The following is an 18,000-nucleotide window of genomic DNA, read 5'->3' as shown; positions in this document are numbered from 1 at the left end:
TCGAGCCTTAACACGAGGTGCAGTGAGTTTATACATCGCCAACCGCCATTTGAGGATGAAATGACCTTCATCCGGCGCGGTTTGCTTAGCAGGCTATACGTTCTGCCGACATCTATGCTACAACGTGTGCGTCGCCAGCCACTGGCGGCACGTTCTCAGGGCGGGGTGCAATTCCCCACCGGCGGTAATTGCGCCCATTGCGCATAGCCCGCGAGCGCTTGCAGGCAACCCTGCAAGGTCAGCAGACCCGGTGTGATTCCGGGGCCGACGGTCATAGTCCGGATAAAGAGAGAGCGGGATAGGCACGCGAGTGCCTGCGTCTGCACATCTGCGCAACGACAATCCCCTTCGATCCACTGCCCTGTTTCTCATACAAACAGGAGTTCGTTTCAATGCAAGCTACCCCAATCGACAGCAAAGGCCATCACAACGATCGCATCGCCTTCGTCCAGGCCTGCTGGCACAAGGATATTGTTGACCAGAGCCGCAAGGGTTTCGTCGAAGAGATGGCCAAGCAAGGCTATCAGCTGAGCGATATCGACTTCTATGAAGTCGGCGGTGCCTTCGAAATCCCGCTGCACGCCAAGCTGCTGGCCCGCAGCGGCCGTTACGCCGGCATCGTGGCTGCAGGCCTGGTGGTCGACGGCGGCCTGTACCGCCATGAGTTCGTCGCCCAGTCGGTGATCAGCGGCCTGATGCAGGTGCAGCTGGAAACCGAAGTGCCGGTGTTCTCGGTGGTACTGACCCCGCATCACTTCCATGCCGGCGACGAGCACCAGAAGTTCTTCTTCGATCACTTCGTGCACAAGGGCGCCGAAGCGGCAGTGACGTGCGCCGACACCCTGCTCAAGCTGCGCTCGCTGCGCCGCAATGAAGTACCGCAGAAGATGGCGGGCTGATTGCACTGCCCCTTTCGCCGGCAGGGCCGGCTGCTACGGGATGCGCGACACCTGTAGCAGCCGGCCTTGCCGGCGAAGGTGTTTCATCTTCAGCCCAACTGCTCATCCGACGCAGGCACGATCAGCATCCCCGCACGCAGCCCGTTCTTCACCTTGGGGTTCGGGAAAATGATCCGCGCGCCCTCCTCCTCGACAACCCAGCGCGTCTCGGCCAGGTCCTCGGCCAGCAGATACCCTCTGGAAAGCTCGGAAAAGTTCTCGATATCCGCCGGCAGGTGCAGGTGGAAGCTGTCGCTGTGCTTGATGATCTCGCGCGCGACGCTGAACAGTTGTAGCCCGCCGATCCCTTCATCTTCAGCCGGCTCGTTACCCTCGATGATCGCCCTGAGCCGCGCTTCGAGCTTGCCGAGTTTGATCTCGCCGTTCTGGCCGAACGGCCGCGCCTTGCCCAGCTCGAGGGTGAACGCTTCGGCCCCCAGGGTTTCGTAGGTGAATGCGGTAAAGGTGATCGAAGGCTTGCTCTGCAGCAGCACAGCCTGCATGCCGGCGGCGCGCAAGCGAGCCAGTTCCCGACGCGAGTGCTGACGGCCTTCCTTGTAGGGATACAGCGCAAACTGCTCGATCTTGGAGCCGCGAATGGCGGTGTGCAGGTCATAGTGCAGGCGGGTACGGCCCTCTTTATAGAAAAAAAAGGCCGTTGCCAGACGCTCCAGCGCACAGGCACGCAATGCCTCGACACCACTGGACTGCTCATGACGCCGGTTGAACAGACGGTTGACGTCGTGCTCGATATACCGCGCGCCCGTGCGCATCGCCTCGGGGTTGCCGAACAGGAACAGCACACGCGCCCGCGGCTTGATCTCCCCCCTGGCAATGCCATGCAGGAGTTCGTCGAGCAACTCGATCGGTGCAGTCTCGTTGCCATGAATGCCCGCAGACAGCAGCAGGTCCATGCCATCGTCACGCCCCTCGGGCGGGGTCACTTCAAGCGCCCCCTCGTCGAGCCAGCGCATGCGCACGCCTTCGACAGTCAGCTGGGTCTTCTCTGCCGGTTCACGACCGGCAAGGGTCAGTTCAAGCAGTTTGCCGAGGGCGAGCATGGGCGGTGTTCCTTAGTGGTGATGCCCGCAATCGGGGCCATGGACGTGGTCGTCATCTTCGCCAGCATCGGCCGGCTCCATTTCCAGCTGCAGGCTCACCAGGTTGGTGGCCAGCGGGCGCAGCAGCAGGTTGGCATACTCGGCGTCGCCTTCTTCAACATCGACACCGATCAGCAGCTGGCCGCGGCCATCCTGCTGAATCCACACTTCCTTGCCTTGCCACAGCACGGCAAAACGGGTGCAGGAAGTTTCCAGCTGGGTGCCATCTTCATCTTCGAGGATCAGCTGCAGGGCGTCGGACATAATCGAGTTCTCTTTCAAGGTTGGAGTTGGAACGGATACACCGAACCCAGCTTGAGGATCTGGGTCAGCTCATCCAGTGCCGTACGACATTCCAGCAACAGCTGCGGGTCAGCCAGGTCGCGTTCGCTCAGGCTGTCGCGGTAGTGCCTGTCGACCCATTGGGTCAGGGTGTCGTACAGCGGCGCGGTCATGATAACCCCTGGGTTGACGGCCGCCAGTTCCGTTTCGTTGAGCGCCACGCGCAAACGCAGGCACGCGGGGCCGCCGCCATTCTGCATGCTCTGCTTGAGGTCGAAGACCTTGACCTCGGTCACCGGCCCGCCCTGGCCGGTCAAGGCCGACAGATAGGCCCAGACCCGCTCGTTGTTGCGGCATTCCTCCGGCACGATCAGCAGCATCGAACCGTCTTCACGGGACAGCAACTGACTGTTGAACAGATACGAACGCACGGCGTCCTCGACCGTCACCTGGGCCCGCGGCACGCAGATGGCCTTGAACTTGCCGCCACATCCGGCCAGTTTAGCCTGCAGCTCGGCCAGCACCGCTTCGGTGTCGAGGAAGGCGTCCTCGTGATAGAACAGCACCTCGCCGTTGCCCACCGCGATCACATCGTTGTGAAACACGCCCTGGTCGATCACGGCAGGGTTCTGCTGAGCATAGACCACGCCGTCGGCACTCAGGCCATGCAGCCGGGCAACCGCCTGGGAAGCCTCCAGGGTCTGGCGGGCCGGGTATTTGTGCGGCGCCGGGTAGCGCGCATCGAACGCACTGCGCCCGAACACGAAGAACTCCACGCCCGGTTCGCCATAGGCACGGCAGAAGCGCGTGTGGTTGGCAGCACCTTCGTCACCGAACTGCGCCACCGCCGGCAACGCGGCATGGTGGGCAAAGTGCTGCGCATTGGCGAACATCGCGCCCAGCACACGACTGGTGGTCGGGTGCTCGATACTGCGGTGATACTTGCAGTTCAGGTTGGCCGCCGTGAAGTGCACGCGTCCATCGGCCGTATCGGCGCTCGGACTGACCGTGGCGGCGTTGGCCACCCACATGCTGGACGCCGAGCAACTGGCGACCAGCAACGGCATCGCCTCCCTGGCCGCCCGCTCGATGACCTGCGCATCGCTGCCGCCAAAGCCCAGGCGACGCAGCGCAGCCACATCCGGGCGCTCCTGCGGGGCCAGTACACCCTGCACAAAGCCCATCTCCATCAGCGCCTTCATCTTCGCCAGGCCCTGGCGCGCCGCTTCACGCGGGTTGGATGCCTGCTGGCTGTTGCTCTGCGAAGCAACGTTGCCGTAGGACAGCCCGCCGTAGTTGTGCGTCGGCCCCACCAGGCCATCAAAATTCACTTCAAATGATTTCATCGGCTAAGGCTCCGTGAAGCTGTTGTTATAGGGTGACGCCGGGCGTCAGCGTGGCGGGCAGCACAAGGCTGGATGCCTCCAGCGACGCCACCGGGTAGGCGCAGTAGTCGGCCGCGTAATAGGCGCTCGCCCGATGGTTGCCACTGGCCCCGACACCACCGAACGGTGCGCTGCTGGCGGCACCGGTCAGTTGCTTGTTCCAGTTGACGATACCGGCGCGGCTTTCCAGCCAGAACTGCTGGTAGCGCGCCTCGGAATCGGACAATAGCCCTGCGGCCAGGCCGTACTGGGTGTTGTTGGCTTCGCGGATCGCGGCATCGAAATCGCTGTAGCGGATAACCTGCAGCAGCGGCCCGAAGAACTCCTCATCCGGGCGCTCGGCCACCGAGGTCACGTCGATGATTCCCGGGGTCAGCAACGCCGCATCGGCCTGTGGCTGGGTCATCGGCAGCAGCGACTGTGCGCCGCTGGCCAGCAACTGGGCCTGGGCATCGAGCAGCGCGCGGGCTGCCCCCAGGGAGATCACCGAGCCCATGAACGGCGCCGGCTGCTGATCGAACGCGCCCACCGAAATGTTCCGGCTGACGGCCACCAGCCGCGCCAGCAGGGTGTCGCCCCATTCGCCTTGGGGTACCAGCAGGCGGCGTGCACAGGTGCAGCGCTGGCCGGCGGAAATGAAGGCAGACTGGATGATGGTGTATACCGCAGCGTCCAGGTCCTGCACCTGATCGACCACCAGGGGGTTGTTGCCCCCCATCTCCAGGGCCAGGATCTTGTCCGGGCGCCCCGAGAACTGCTGGTGCAGCAGGTTGCCGGTGCGGCTGGAGCCGGTGAAGAACAGGCCGTCGATGCCGGGGTTGGCCGCCAGGGCCACGCCGGTTTCCCGCGCCCCCTGCACCAGGTTGAGCACGCCAGCCGGCAGCCCGGCCTCGATCCAGCACCTGAGCGTCAGCTCGGCCACTTTCGGCGTGAGCTCGCTGGGCTTGAACACCACGCTGTTACCGGCCAGTAGCGCCGGCACGATATGCCCGTTGGGCAGGTGGCCCGGGAAGTTGTACGGGCCGAACACCGCCACCACACCGTGGGGCTTGTGCCGCAGTACCGCCGTGGCGTCAGCCAGCGGGCCGCTCTTCTCGCCGGTACGTTCGCGGTAGCTCTGCACCGAAATGCCCACCTTGTTGACCATGCTGGTTACTTCGGTGGTGGCCTCCCACAGCGGCTTGCCGGTTTCTTCGCCGATGCAGCGGGCCAGTTCATCGGCGTGGGCCTTGAGGCTCGCGGCAAAGGCTTCGAGCACGCTGATACGCGCCTCCAGCGGTTGGCGAGCCCAGCCAGCAAAGGCTTGACGCGCAGCCTGTACCGCGGCCTCGACCTGCCCCGCGTCGGCGCCCTGGCCCTGCCAGATCACCTGCTGGCTGACCGGGTTCAGCGACTGCAGGGCCTCGCCCTGGCCGGCCTGCCATGTACCGGCAATGTAGTGCGTGGTCATTATTTGGCCTCCCGTGCTGCGGACAGTGGCACCGCACGTACCTGGTCACCGGCGCTCAGGCGCAGGCGCTTGGCCGTCAGCGGGTCGACCACCAGGGTGCCCGCAGCCAAGCGCGCGGGCGCTGCGGTGATACGGCAGTCCTCGCGCTTGCGGTTGTGGATGATGAAAGGGGTGGCATCGTCGCCCGGCGTGCCGATCGCCAGCACCAGGGCCTGGCTGTCGTGAACCGCGCGAATCTTGCTGGTCTGGCACTCGACCGCCGGGCCCGCGTCGAAGATGTCGACGTAGCCCTGATAGCTGAAGCCTTCGCTCTGCAGCATGGCCAGCGCCGGTTCGGTATCGGTGTGCACGCGCCCGATCACATTGCGCGCCGCCTCGGACAGAAAGCAGGTGTACAGCGGGAACTTGGGCATCAGCTCGGCGATGAACGCCTTGTTGCCGACCCCGGTCAGGTAGTCGGCCTGGCTGAACTCCATCTTGAAGAAGTGTCGGCCCAGGCTCTCCCAGAAGGGCGAACGGCCCTGCTCGTCGGACATGCCGCGCATTTCGGCAATGATCTTGTTGCCGAACAGTTCGCTGAATTCGGCAATGAACAGCAGGCGAGCCTTGGCCAGCAGACGACCATTGAGGCCACTGCGGTAGTCGCTGCGCAGAAACAGGGAGCACAACTCGGAGTTGCCGGTCAGGTCGTTGGCCAGAAACAGCGTGGGGATCTCGCGGTAGATGTCCAGTTCCTGGGACGCGCTGACGGTCAGGCCCACCCGGTAGTTGTACCAGGGTTCACGCAGCCCAACGGCACCGGCGATGGCCGAAATGCCCACCACTTCGCCTTCGTCGTTCTCGAGCACGAACAGGTAGTCGGCATCGCCACGCTCGGCTTCGCCGCGGAAGGTCTTCTCGGCCCAGCCCACCCGGTGGGCCAGGCGCTCTTCGTTGGCCGGCAGAGTGGTCAGGCCGGTGGTGCCGGTGCTGCGCGCCAGCTCGATCAGCGCCGGTAGGTCGCTGCTGCGTACGGGACGAACAATCATGCTATCTCCTCGGGCAGGTGCCTGCTGGCCCCTGCGAAACTCGACCTGGGGTAGCCAGGCAATCAGACCGCGACCAGGCGCACGCTGGCGCCCTCACCCACTCCCAGCGCCTCGGCGGCGGCCAGGTCCAGCTGCACTGGCTTGCCAGGGGCCCAGTCCAGCTCCAGCATCACGGCGCGGTAATCCTGCAACTGGCCGTTGGATACCAGGTACGGGCGCCCACCCTTGACGGCCTGCTCCTGCAGCTTGACCGGCACCAGCCGGCTCTGGGCGATGGAGCGGATGCCGGACACTCGCGCATGCAGGGTCGGCCCACCGTCGAAGATGTCGATGTAGTGATCGGTCTCGAAGCCTTCGCGCATCAGGATGTCGAAGGTGATCTGCGCGCGCGGGTGCACCTGGCCCATGGCCTCCTGCGCGGCATCCGGCAGCAGGGGCACATAGATGGGGTAATGCGGCATCAGCTCGGCAAGGAAGGTACGGCTCTTGAGCCCGCACAGGCGCTCGGCGGCAGCGTAGTTGAGGTCGAAGAAGTTGCGCCCGATGGCATCCCAGAACGGCGAGTCGCCATGCTCGTCGCTGTAGCCGACGATCTCGGTCACCACCGAATCGGCAAACCGCTCCGGGTGCGCTGCCATGAACAGCAGCCGGCCGCGGGAATTGAGCTCGGCCCAGCCGGTGCCCACCAGTTCGGGCAGCACGTAGAAGCTGGTCAGCAGGCTGTTGCCGGTCAGGTCGTGACACTGCGACAGCACATGGATCTTGTTGTGGATCTTCAGCTCGCGCGAGGCGTGCACGAAGGTCTCGTTGCGAAAACTGTAGAACGGCTCGGAATAGCCGGCCGAGGCCACGATGGCCGAACAGCCGACCAGCTTGCCGGTCTCGCTGTCTTCGAGCACGAAGAAGTAGCTCTCCTCGCCATTGAAGCTCACTTCGGCGGCAAAGGAGGTTTCGGACGCGGCGATCTTGTCGCCCAGGCGACCGGCATCATCCGGCAGGGACGTGACACCGATGGGACTGTCCGCGGCCAGACGCTGCACTTCACCCAGGTCAGCCATTTGCGCGGGGCGCATCACCAGCATGGTGTCACTCCTTTAGGGAAAATCGGGCCGACAGCTGCCGGCGCAGAAGAAGCGGCACGTGCCACGGGCACGGGCCACCAGAATCGGTTCGCTGGCCACCGGGGCCAGCGAAGGACCGCAGGCCGGTATCAGGCCTTGGTCAGTGCAGCGGCAGCGCGTTCGAAGCGGTCCAGGCCTTCATCGATGTCGGCATCTTCCACCACCAGGCTGGGGGCGAAACGCACCACGTCCGGGCCGGCCTGCAAAACCATCAGGCCTTCTTTCTCGGCAGCGTTGAACACGTCCTTGGCCTTGCCCTTCCAGGCATCGGACAACACGCAACCGATCAGCAGGCCCAGGCCGCGGACCTGGGTGAACAGGCCGTACTGCTGGCCGATCTTCTCCAGGCGCGCCTTGAAGCGCTCGTGCTTGGCCTTGACGCCCGCCAGCACTTCAGGGGTATTGACCACATCCAGCACCGCAGAGGCCACGGCGCAGCCCAACGGGTTGCCGCCATAGGTGGTGCCGTGGGTGCCCACGGCCAGGTGCTTGGCCAGCGCTTCGGTGGTCAGCATCGCGGCAATCGGGAAACCGCCGCCCAGGCTCTTGGCGCTGGTCAGGATGTCGGGGGTCACACCGTAGTGCATGTAGGCGAACAGCTCGCCGGTACGGCCGACGCCGGTCTGCACTTCGTCGAAGATCAGCAGTGCGTTGTGCTTGTCGCACAGCTCGCGCGCGCCTTGCAGATAGGCCTTGTCGGCCGGCACCACGCCGCTCTCGCCCTGGATCGGCTCGATCACCACCGCGCAGGTCTTGTCGCTGATCTGCGCCTTGAGCGCTTCGAGGTCGTTGTACGGCACATGGCTGATGCCGGTGATCTTAGGGCCGAAGCCGTCGGAGTACTTGGGCTGGCCACCGACGCTCACGGTGAACAGGGTGCGACCGTGGAAGCTGTTCACGGTAGCGATTATCTCGTGCTTTTCAGGGCCGAAGCGGTCGTGGGCGACACGACGGGCCAGCTTGAAGGCGGCCTCGTTGGCCTCGGCGCCGGAGTTGCAGAAGAACGCACGCTCGGCAAAGGTGGCGTCGACCAGCTTGTGGGCCAGACGCAGGGCTGGCTCGTTGGTGAACACGTTGGACACGTGCCACAGCTTGTTGGCCTGCTCGGTCAGCGCACCGACCAGCGCCGGGTGGGCGTGCCCCAGGACGTTTACGGCGATGCCGCCAGCGAAATCGATCAGCTCGCGCCCCGCCTGGTCCCATACACGGGAGCCCTGGCCACGCACGGGGATGAAAGCGGCCGGCGCATAGTTGGGGACCATTACCTGGTCGAAATCGGCGCGTTGCACCGGAGCTTGCTCAACGGACATCGGAGTCTCCTGAAGAGGAACGCCTGCCTGGAACTGGCGAGCGATGGGGGGATTGTAAGGACTGATGAACGCCCGGCCTTGCCGCCAAGCGACAACTTCTTATAGCGCCAAACCCTGTTTTGCCAAGGCTTTCGGCAATGCGACAAATAGGGTCGCAAAGGCGCAGTTTAAACGGTGCGCGGTGCTGGCGGGGAGATTGTGTCACGCACGGATTTGCGGGGGCTTCTTCGCTGGCAAGCCAGCGCCCTCGGGCCGGTGCAGCCCCCTTCGACGCTGCGGGCGCTGGTTTGCCGCCGAAGGTCGCGCTGCGCTACCGAATCAGCCGCGCTCGGCAGGCGCCGACGACAACTCGAACGGGCTGTTGCTGCGGCGCTGGTTGCGGTCTTCGCGTGGCGTTGCGCCAAAGAAGTTGCGGTACGCGCTGGAAAAATGCGGCCCCGACGAGAACCCGCACGACAGGCCGATCTGGATGATCGACTTGCTGGTCTGCATCAGCATCTGGCGCGCCTTGTTCAAGCGCAGCTCCAGGTAATACTGGCTGGGTACCCGATTGAGGTACTGCTTGAAGATCCGCTCCAGCTGCCGGCGCGATACGCACACATGCTGGGCAATCTCGTCGGTGGTCAACGGCTCTTCGATATTGGCCTCCATCAGCAGCACCGCCTGGGTCAGCTTCGGATGGCTGGAGCCCAGGCGATTCTGCAGCGGGATGCGCTGACGCTCGCCCCCCTCGCGAATGCGCTCGACCACCAGCTCTTCGGACACCGCACCGGCAAGCTCGGCGCCATGGTCACGGGCCAGCACGGCCAGCAGCAGGTCCAGTACCGACATGCCACCACAGGCGGTCAGCCGATCGCGATCCCAGTCGAACAGGTGGCTGGTGGCGATGACCTTGGGGAAGCGCTCGGCGAAGTCATCCTGCCAGCGCCAGTGCACCGCGGCGCGATAACCATCCAGCAGGCCCAGCTGGGCCAGCGGATATACACCTGCCGAAAGACCGCCCACCACGCACCCCGAGCGCACCAGTTGCTTGAGCGCGCTGCCCAGCGCCGCACCTACCGCCTGCGGCGGCTCATCGGCCAGCAGAAACAGCTTCTGGCAACCTTCCAGCCGCCCCACCCAGGCTTCGCCAGGCAAGCGCCAGGCGCCCTCCGGCGCAGGTTCGGCCTGCAGGAACAGCAGCTCGTAGACCACTTCGGGGTGCACCTTCTGGGCCACCCGCAAGACCTCTTCGGCCAGCGCCAGGGTCAAGGCCTTGGTGCTGGGCCAGAGGAGAAAACCGATTCGCTGGGTGGTCATTGGGTAAGGTCCGAAACCTGAGAGGAGTCTGGGAGAAAAGCCTCGATCGAGGCGCAGCATGCCCTATTCTGGTGCAAAGCGGCAGCCTCGAACTGTAGCACGGTCGATTATTTCAGGCTGCCGGACAGGAACTGCTGCAACCGCTCGGACTGCGGATTGACCAGCACTTCACGCGGGTTGCCGCTCTCTTCGACCACACCCTTGTGCAGGAACACCAGCTGGTTGGACACCTCGCGGGCGAAGCCCATCTCGTGGGTCACCACAACCATGGTGCGGCCTTCCTGGGCCAGCGCCTGCATCACCTTGAGCACATCGCCCACCAGCTCCGGGTCCAGCGCCGAGGTCGGCTCGTCGAACAGCATCACTTCAGGCTCCATCGCCAGTGCACGGGCAATCGCCACACGCTGCTGCTCACCACCGGACATATGGCCCGGGTAGGCATCCTTGCGATGGGACACACCGACCTTGGCCAGGTAGTGCTCGGCCTTTTCCAGCGCGTCCTTGCGGCTCATGCCCAGCACGTGCACCGGTGCCTCGATGATGTTCTCCAGCGCAGTCATGTGCGACCACAGGTTGAAGTGCTGGAACACCATCGACAGGCGCGAGCGCATGCGCTGCAACTGCTTGGGGTCGGCCGCCTTCAGCGCGCCGTCCTTGTTCGCCACCAGCTTCAACTCTTCGTTGTTGAGCAGGATCTTGCCGGCATGCGGCTGCTCGAGCAGGTTGATGCAGCGCAGGAAGGTGCTCTTGCCCGAGCCGCTGGAGCCGATGATGCTGATCACATCGCCCGCCTTGGCCGCCAGGGACACACCCTTGAGCACTTCGTGACTGCCATAGCGTTTGTGCAGGTCTTGGACTTCGAGTTTGTACATGCTGTCGGTTCTCACAAAGCGTCAGTCCCGGGCCTGCGCCCGGGGCGAAAAAGTTGCCGCCGGGCTCAGCCCTTGCGCGGCGCCAGGTAGCCGAGCCAGCGGCGTTCAGCCAGCTTGAACAGGCGCACCAGAATGAAGGTCAGGCACAGGTAGAACACACCGGCGGTGATGTACGCCTCGAACGGCAGGTAGTACTGGGCATTGACCGTGCGCGCCGCACCGGTGATGTCGATCAGGGTCACGATCGACGCCAGGCTGGTGGTCTGCAGCATCATGATCACTTCATTGCTGTACTGCGGCAGCGCCCGGCGCAGGGCCGAGGGCAGCAGGATGCGGCGGTACATCTTGACCCGCGACATGCCCATCGCCTTGGCCGCTTCGATCTCGCCGTGGGGCGTGGCCTTGAGGCTGCCGGCGATGATCTCGGCGGTGTAGGCACTGGTATTGATGGCAAAGGCCAGGCACGCACAGAAGGTCGCACTGGACAGCCACGGCCACAGGAAGCTCTCGCGCACCGCCTCGAACTGGGCCAGCCCGTAATAGATCAGAAACAGCTGCACCAGCATCGGCGTGCCACGAATCACGTAGGTGTAGAGCCAGGCGCTCATGTTCACCAGCGGCTGCTTGGACACCCGCATCAGGCCCAGCGGCACTGCCACCAGCAGGCCGAACAGCAACGACAGCGCCAGCAGCTTGAGCGTGGTCAGCATGCCGCTCAGGTACAGCGGCATGGCTTCCCAGATGACGTTGTAATCGAAAATCATAGATCAGCCGCCTTTACGCCAACCGAGTAGCGTTTCTCGAGGTAACGCAGGGCCAGCAACGAGACGCTGGTGATCACCAGGTACAACGCCGCGACCGCCAGGAAGAACGTGAACGGCTCGCGGGTCGCGTCCGCCGCCTGCTTGGCCTTGAACATCATGTCTTGCAGGCCCACCACCGAAATCAGTGCGGTGGCCTTGGTCAGTACCAGCCAGTTGTTGGTGAAGCCAGGGATCGCCAGGCGAATCATCTGCGGCACCAGCACCCGGAAGAAGATCTGCAGGCCGCTCATGCCATAGGCCATGCCGGCTTCGGCCTGCCCCTTGGGGATGGCCATGAAAGCGCCGCGGAAGGTTTCGGACAGGTATGCACCAAAGATGAAGCCCAGGGTACCGATACCCGCCATCAGCGGATTGAGGTCGATGTAATCGTCGAAACCGAGCAAGGGTGCGACGCGGTTGAGCAGGTCCTGACCGCCGTAGAAGATCAGCAGGATCAGCACCAGGTCGGGGATCCCGCGGATCACCGTGGCGTACAGGTCGCCCAGCCAGGCCAGCCAGCGCACCGGCGACAGCCGCAGCGCCACGCCGATCAGGCCCAGTACGATGGCCAGGGCCATGGACGACAAGGCGAGCTGTAGCGTCAGCCATGCTCCATCGAGGATGACTGCCCCGTAGCCTTTCAACATGTTGAGGTCCTCGACCTTAGGGATGAAAAAATGGTGCAAACCTCAGCGCTTCTGCTGCTTGCACCATTGAACAGGTGAAACGTCGACGGATTACTGCGCGTCAGGGCCGTAGATGTCGAAGTTGAAGTACTTGTCCTGGATCTTCTTGTACTCGCCATTGGCACGGATGCCGTCGATGGCGGTGTTGATCTTGTCCTTCAGGGCGTCGCCCTTGCGCACGGCGATACCGATACCGTCACCGAAGTACTTGGCGTCGGTGAAGGACGGGCCTACGAATGCATAGCCCTTGCCGGCGTCGGTCTTGAGGAAGCCGTCTTCGAGCAGGGTCGCATCGGCCACGGTGCCATCCAGACGACCGGCGGCAACGTCCAGGTAGATTTCGTTCTGGGTGCCGTAGGGAACGATGGTGGCGCCTTTGGGGGCCAGCACTTCCTTGGCGAAACGGTCGTGGATCGAGCCACGCTGAACGCCGATCTTCTTGCCCTTGAGTTCGTCCAGGCTGTCGCTGACGGTGGTACCGTCCTTCATCACCAGGCGGGCCGGCGTGAGGTAGTAGCGCTTGGTGAAGTCCACGGACTTCTTGCGATCATCGGTGATCGACATGGACGACAGGATGGCGTCGATCTTGCGCACCTTGAGCGCCGGGATCAGGCCGTCGAATTCCTGCTCGACCCAAACGCACTTGACCTTCATCTCTGCACACAGCGCGTTGCCGATGTCGTAGTCGAAGCCCACGATGCCGCCGTCCGGCGCCTTGGAAGCGAACGGTGGGTAGGCGGCCTCGATGCCGATCTTCAGTGGTTTTTCATCAGCCAGCGATGCCAGGGAAAACACGGACAGCGCCAGGGCGCCAAGCAGTGCGAGTTTCTTCATCTGGGAACTCCATCGGTAAAGGGCAATACGTGACAGGCCGATTGGCCGTCGACGTTGCGAATGGGTACAACGCGAGCTGCGCAGGGCTCGACGAAACAGGGTCGAGGCATCACGAGCGAGTGATTGGCATTTTAGCGACAGCTCCGAACCCGATATTTCTTCAATGCGACAACTAGTTACAGAAGCGCCGGAAGTCAGGGTCGGAGATATTGACAGCTTTCGCGGAATATGCAAAAGCGAGAGACAAATAACCTATCAATCAAGCAATAACCGCGCCCATTATTGGCAAAGCCTTGTAATCCGGCAAGTGCAGCGTGGCAGCCATGCAAAATTGGCGTGGTGGATGCGCCCGGATCGGGCGGCGGCGTTTCCCAATGCCCCGTTTGTGTGCGAAACCGGTGACAGAAAAGGTTACCGATGAAAGTCGGCGTAACAGGCATGAAAAAGCCCCGCAGTGCGGGGCTTTGTGCTGACAGCCAACCGGCCCTATCGCCGGCAGGCCGACCCCTACAAGGGCCGGCCTGCCGGCGATGACTCAGGCCGACGCCAGGTTCATCGACTTGTGCGTGTCGATCAGGTGCTGCACCACACCCGGGTCGGCCAGCGTCGAGATGTCGCCCAGGCCGTCGTACTCGGCCGTGGCGATCTTGCGCAGGATACGGCGCATGATCTTGCCCGAGCGGGTTTTAGGCAGCCCTGGTGCCCACTGGATCACGTCTGGCGAGGCGATCGGCCCGATCTCCTTGCGCACCCAGTTCTTCAGCTCCAGACGCAATGCTTCGCTCGGCTCCTCGCCACCGTTGAGCGTGACGTAGACATAGATGCCCTGCCCCTTCAGATCATGCGGCACACCGACGACCGCCGCCTCGGCGACCTTCGGATGCGCAACCATGGCGCTCTCGATCTCGGCGGTCCCCATGCGGTGGCCCGAGACGTTGAGTACGTCGTCGACCCGGCCGGTGATCCAGTAGTAGCCGTCTTCGTCGCGGCGCGCGCCGTCACCGGTGAAGTACATGCCGCGGAAGGTCTTGAAGTAGGTGTCGACGAAACGGTCGTGATCGCCGTACAGCGAACGCGACTGGCCCGGCCACGAATCGAGGATCACCAGGTTGCCCTCGGCGGCGCCGTCGATCAGGTTGCCCAGGTTGTCCACCAGCGCCGGCACCACGCCGAAGAACGGACGGGTGGCCGAGCCCGGCTTGAGCGCAGTGGCGCCCGGCAGCGGGCTGATCAGGATGCCGCCGGTCTCGGTCTGCCACCAGGTGTCGACGATCGGGCAACGCTCCTTGCCCACGGTGGTGTGGTACCAGTTCCAGGCTTCAGGGTTGATCGGCTCGCCTACCGAGCCCAGCAGGCGCAGGCTCGAACCGTCGGCATCCTTCATGGCCGCCTGACCTTCGGCCATCATCGCGCGAATGGCGGTGGGCGCGGTGTAGAGGATGTTGACCTTGTGCTTGTCGACGATCTTCGCCACACGGGTGATGTCCGGGTAGTTCGGCACGCCTTCGAACAGCAGGGTGGTGGCGCCGTTGGCCAGCGGGCCATAGACGATGTAGCTGTGACCGGTTACCCAGCCCACGTCGGCGGTGCACCAGTACACGTCACCAGGGCGATAGTCGAACACGCGCTCATGGGTCAGCGAGGCGTACACCAGGTAGCCGCCAGTGGTGTGCAGCACGCCCTTGGGCTTGCCGGTGGAGCCGGAGGTATAGAGGATGAACAGCGCTTCTTCGGCGCCCATCTCTTTCGGCGCGCAGTGGGCAGAAGCCACTTTCATCAGGTCTTCGTACCAGATGTCGCGGTGCTGGTGCCAGGCAATGTCGCCACCAGTGCGCTTGCACACGATGATCTTCTGCACGCTGGCGGTTTCCGGGTTGGTCAGCGCCAGGTCGACGTTGGCCTTGAGTGCGGTACGACGCCCGCCACGCAGCCCTTCGTCGGCGGTGATCACGACCTTGGACTTGCAGTCGATGATGCGCCCGGCCAGCGCCTCGGGCGAGAAGCCGCCGAACACCACCGAGTGGATCGCGCCGATACGCGCGCACGCCAGCATGGCGACCACGGCTTCGGGAATCATCGGCATGTAGATGGTCACCACGTCGCCGCGGTGCACGTCCTGGCCACGCAGGGCGTTGGCGAACTTGCAGACCTGCTCGTGCAGTTCGCGATAGGTGATGTTGCGGTGCTCGGAAGGGTCGTCGCCTTCCCAGATGATCGCCAGCTGATCGCCACGCTCGGCCAGGTGACGGTCCAGGCAGTTGTAGGAAACGTTCAGAGTGCCGTCGGCAAACCACTTGATGTCGACATGGTGGTCGTCGAACGAGGTCTGCTTGACCTTGGTGAAGGGCTTGATCCACTCGAGGCGCTGAGCTTGCTCGCGCCAGAAGCCGTCAGGGTTGATCACCGACTGCTGGTACATGGCCTTGTAGGTCGCCTCGTCGGTCAGCGTGTTGGCCGCAACCTCGGGACGCACGGGATACAGGGGAGCCGCACTCATCTTTGTTACCTCGGTGTAATAGTTGTTTTTGTATGACCTCGTTTTAACTGTACCAGAGCGCCAAGGGCCATTCGACGTTGGTAGTAACGGGACCTTCATTTGGTCCAACACTGCGCGCCGACCGCTCTGGCACGGGCGTTCCAGCGCGGCAACAGATAGAAAAATAAATCCCGAGGTGAAATTTCAACTGATTGTTACAGTTTCCGCCAACAGTGTTTATCAAAACGGGCTCTGTTTCGGGGCCCGCCACACTCCTAGAATTCACCTCGCCAGCAACGGCAACGCGAATTAACTGGTAACAGCCCCCACGAAGGCATGTTAATCCCGCGATAACCCTGAAAGTTTCAACTTGCTGCACACGCCGCGCCACAAGCGCAGCGTGACCCCTTACGACCTTAGACAGGTAACTTGAAGATGAAAGCTTTACTGGTATTGGCACTCGGTAGTTTTTGCGCATCGGCCATGGCGGCTGAAGTTGCAGATGTTTCCGCCGAGCAGATTCCGGTTGAACAATACAGTTACTCGCAACATCTGGACATCGCCAAAGTCATTTCCATGACCGAAGTCCCGAACGTCTGCGAAGTGGTTCCGGCCCGCATGACCTACGAGGACTCCCAAGGCCAGAAGCACATTCTCGAATACCGCGTCATGGGTAACGGGTGCTCCAACGGCTGATAGAGCACACTGACGGTAGTTGCGCCTCGGGCCTTGTGTCGACGAGGCGCACCCTCGCTGCAAACAGTAACTTCCCCGCCTTTCAAGTCACTCCACAACTTTGCCGATTGCGTAATCACGCAACTTGTTGGCAATGGTGGTATGCGAAACGCCCAGGCGTTTACCCAGTGCTCTGCTACTGGGGAATTCACCCTGCAAACTTTCAAGTACGGCTTTTTCGAAACGACCGACTATTTGCGACAAGTCACCTTCCAGGGAAAACTCGCCCAAAGGTTGGCGCGCGCCATAATCGGGCAGGCGAATATGCTCGGCCTTGACCACCCCGCCGTCGCACAATGAAACCGCCTGGAACAGTACGTTCTCCAGTTGCCGCACGTTGCCCGGCCAATGGTATTGGCTCAGGCGCTCCATCGCCGCCGGTGCCAGGCTCGGCAACGGGCAGCCGATCTGGCGGCTGGCCTGGTCGAGAAAATGCTCCACCAGCGGCGCCAGGCCGTCCAGGCATTCGCGCAGCGGTGGAATGTGCAGCGACAGCACGTTGAGGCGGTGATACAGGTCCTGGCGAAACTCGCCGCGGGCGCACAACTCCGACAAGTCCACCTGGGTCGCGCAGATCACCCGCACATCCAGGTACACCTCCTCGTCACTGCCCACCCGGCGAAAGCAACCGTCCTGCAGAAAGCGCAACAGCTTCACCTGCAGGCGCGGGCTCATCTCACCCACGCCGTCGAGAAACAGCGTGCCGCCCGCGGTCAGTTCCAGCAGGCCAAGCTTGCCCTCGGCGCGGGCGCCTTCGAACGCCCCCGGCCCGTAGCCGAACAGCTCGGTCTCGGCCATCGACTCGGGCAGCCCGGCACAGTTGAGCGCCATCAGCGGCGCCTGCCCACGCGGACTGGCCAGGTGGCAGGCACGGGCCAGCAGCTCCTTGCCGGTACCGGTTTCGCCCTCGATCAGCAGTGGCGCATCCAGCGGCGCCATGCGACGTGCCTCGCGCACCACCGCCGCCATCACCCTGGAGCTCTGGAAAATGCTGTCGAACCCACGCAGCTCCTGCTTGCGCACGTTGTAGATGCGTTCGCCGATGCGGTCAGCCCGGTGCAGGGTCAGCACGGCCCCTGCCAGCGCCTCGCTGTCATCGTGCTCGGACTGCAGCGGTGCGATATCGGCCAGGAACACATCGCCTTTGATCTTCACCCGCAAGCCGTTGATGCGTGACTTGTTGGCCCGCACCAACTCCGGCAGGTCGAAATCCTCGGCATACCGCGACAATGCAATGCCCGGCACTTCGTCCACCCGTACCCCGAGCAACTGCGCCGCCGAACGGTTGGCCGCGACGATCGAGCCCCCCATGTCGATCGACAGCACCGGAAAATCCAGCGCACCCAGCAAGGCATTGAGCTCCATGTGCCGGCGCTCGCTGGGCATCAGGCCCACCCGCTTGACCCCGAACACACCGGTAATGGCTTCGAACTTGGGGCGCAGCGCCTGGAACTGCAGGTTGATCAGGTTCGGGCAGTGCAGGTAGATGGCATTGCCATGCTCGCCCCCCACCTCGCCGCGGGCCACGTTGATCCCGTACTCGACCAGCAGGTTGAGCATGTCGCGCAAGATACCGATGCGGTTCTGGCAGTGCACTTTGATACGCATGAAAGGTCCTACAAACAAGAAGACGAGGCCAACTATCTGCACAACGGCATGAATTCTCGTAAAGAATACGTTA

The 18,000-nt window shown here is 63.3% G+C and carries 16 protein-coding genes and 1 riboswitch; of the genes, 2 read left to right on the top strand and 14 right to left on the bottom strand.

Annotated elements, in window-relative coordinates; genetic code table 11:
- The first annotated feature begins 147 nt into the window (after window positions 1-147).
- Window positions 148-299, top strand: a riboswitch (FMN riboswitch).
- A gap of 93 nt (window positions 300-392) precedes the next feature.
- Window positions 393-899, top strand: a complete 507-nt coding sequence (locus N0B28_RS07615) for a 6,7-dimethyl-8-ribityllumazine synthase (RefSeq protein ID WP_043860294.1) — start codon at window positions 393-395, stop codon at window positions 897-899.
- An 89-nt stretch (window positions 900-988) separates the two neighbouring features.
- Here N0B28_RS07615 and astE read toward each other — a convergent pair whose 3' ends face one another.
- The 13 genes from astE to acs all read right to left on the bottom strand — a co-directional run bounded on the left by astE (window position 989) and on the right by acs (window position 15,605).
- A complete protein-coding gene (gene astE, locus N0B28_RS07610; RefSeq protein WP_104572318.1) occupies window positions 989-1,999 on the bottom strand; it encodes a succinylglutamate desuccinylase in 1,011 nt (336 codons plus the stop codon).
- A gap of 12 nt (window positions 2,000-2,011) precedes the next feature.
- On the bottom strand, window positions 2,012-2,302 hold the full coding sequence (locus N0B28_RS07605; RefSeq protein ID WP_043860292.1) for a hypothetical protein: 291 nt from the start codon (window positions 2,300-2,302) through the stop codon (window positions 2,012-2,014).
- Window positions 2,303-2,316: 14 nt separating this feature from the next.
- The gene (astB, locus tag N0B28_RS07600) at window positions 2,317-3,666 is read right to left on the bottom strand and encodes an N-succinylarginine dihydrolase (protein ID WP_253087409.1); all 1,350 of its coding nucleotides are present in this window, start codon (window positions 3,664-3,666) and stop codon (window positions 2,317-2,319) included.
- A gap of 25 nt (window positions 3,667-3,691) precedes the next feature.
- Complete coding sequence (astD, locus tag N0B28_RS07595; RefSeq protein ID WP_275732038.1) at window positions 3,692-5,158, bottom strand: succinylglutamate-semialdehyde dehydrogenase; 1,467 nt, start codon at window positions 5,156-5,158, stop codon at window positions 3,692-3,694.
- The gene (astA, locus tag N0B28_RS07590; protein ID WP_043860289.1) at window positions 5,155-6,183 is read right to left on the bottom strand and encodes an arginine N-succinyltransferase; all 1,029 of its coding nucleotides are present in this window, start codon (window positions 6,181-6,183) and stop codon (window positions 5,155-5,157) included. Before astA ends, astD begins: the two co-directional genes overlap by 4 nt.
- A 62-nt stretch (window positions 6,184-6,245) precedes the next feature.
- The gene (gene aruF, locus N0B28_RS07585; protein ID WP_043860288.1) at window positions 6,246-7,265 is read right to left on the bottom strand and encodes an arginine/ornithine succinyltransferase subunit alpha; all 1,020 of its coding nucleotides are present in this window, start codon (window positions 7,263-7,265) and stop codon (window positions 6,246-6,248) included.
- Between the two features lie 128 nt (window positions 7,266-7,393).
- Window positions 7,394-8,614 carry an aspartate aminotransferase family protein gene (locus N0B28_RS07580; RefSeq protein ID WP_043860287.1) on the bottom strand — a complete coding sequence of 407 codons (1,221 nt, stop codon included), beginning with the start codon at window positions 8,612-8,614 and terminating at the stop codon, window positions 7,394-7,396.
- A gap of 318 nt (window positions 8,615-8,932) precedes the next feature.
- Window positions 8,933-9,913, bottom strand: coding sequence for a transcriptional regulator ArgR (gene argR, locus N0B28_RS07575; RefSeq protein ID WP_043860286.1), 981 nt, complete (start codon window positions 9,911-9,913; stop codon window positions 8,933-8,935).
- Between the two features lie 107 nt (window positions 9,914-10,020).
- Window positions 10,021-10,785: an ATP-binding cassette domain-containing protein gene (locus tag N0B28_RS07570; protein ID WP_043860285.1), complete on the bottom strand. Its 765-nt coding sequence runs from the start codon at window positions 10,783-10,785 to the stop codon at window positions 10,021-10,023.
- A gap of 65 nt (window positions 10,786-10,850) precedes the next feature.
- Window positions 10,851-11,549, bottom strand: a complete 699-nt coding sequence (locus N0B28_RS07565; RefSeq protein ID WP_054916584.1) for an ABC transporter permease — start codon at window positions 11,547-11,549, stop codon at window positions 10,851-10,853.
- Window positions 11,546-12,235, bottom strand: a complete 690-nt coding sequence (locus tag N0B28_RS07560) for an ABC transporter permease (protein ID WP_054916585.1) — start codon at window positions 12,233-12,235, stop codon at window positions 11,546-11,548. Before N0B28_RS07560 ends, N0B28_RS07565 begins: the two co-directional genes overlap by 4 nt.
- Window positions 12,236-12,325: 90 nt before the next feature.
- Window positions 12,326-13,108: an ABC transporter substrate-binding protein gene (locus N0B28_RS07555; RefSeq protein ID WP_275731292.1), complete on the bottom strand. Its 783-nt coding sequence runs from the start codon at window positions 13,106-13,108 to the stop codon at window positions 12,326-12,328.
- A gap of 535 nt (window positions 13,109-13,643) precedes the next feature.
- A complete protein-coding gene (gene acs, locus N0B28_RS07550) occupies window positions 13,644-15,605 on the bottom strand; it encodes an acetate--CoA ligase (RefSeq protein ID WP_043860282.1) in 1,962 nt (653 codons plus the stop codon).
- A 414-nt stretch (window positions 15,606-16,019) separates the two neighbouring features.
- Here acs and N0B28_RS07545 point away from each other — a divergent pair, with 414 nt between their 5' ends.
- Window positions 16,020-16,280 carry a DUF2790 domain-containing protein gene (locus N0B28_RS07545; protein WP_043860281.1) on the top strand — a complete coding sequence of 87 codons (261 nt, stop codon included), beginning with the start codon at window positions 16,020-16,022 and terminating at the stop codon, window positions 16,278-16,280.
- A gap of 87 nt (window positions 16,281-16,367) precedes the next feature.
- On the opposite strand, the gene N0B28_RS07540 is transcribed toward N0B28_RS07545, so the two are convergent.
- On the bottom strand, window positions 16,368-17,927 hold the full coding sequence (locus N0B28_RS07540; RefSeq protein ID WP_043860280.1) for a sigma-54-dependent phenylalanine hydroxylase transcriptional regulator PhhR: 1,560 nt from the start codon (window positions 17,925-17,927) through the stop codon (window positions 16,368-16,370).
- Between the last annotated feature and the right edge of the window lie 73 nt (window positions 17,928-18,000).

Origin of the sequence: Pseudomonas sp. SD17-1, assembly GCF_029201585.1 — a bacterium.
Lineage (GTDB): Bacteria > Pseudomonadota > Gammaproteobacteria > Pseudomonadales > Pseudomonadaceae > Aquipseudomonas > Aquipseudomonas palmensis.
This window is presented reverse-complemented; position numbering and strand designations above follow the sequence as displayed.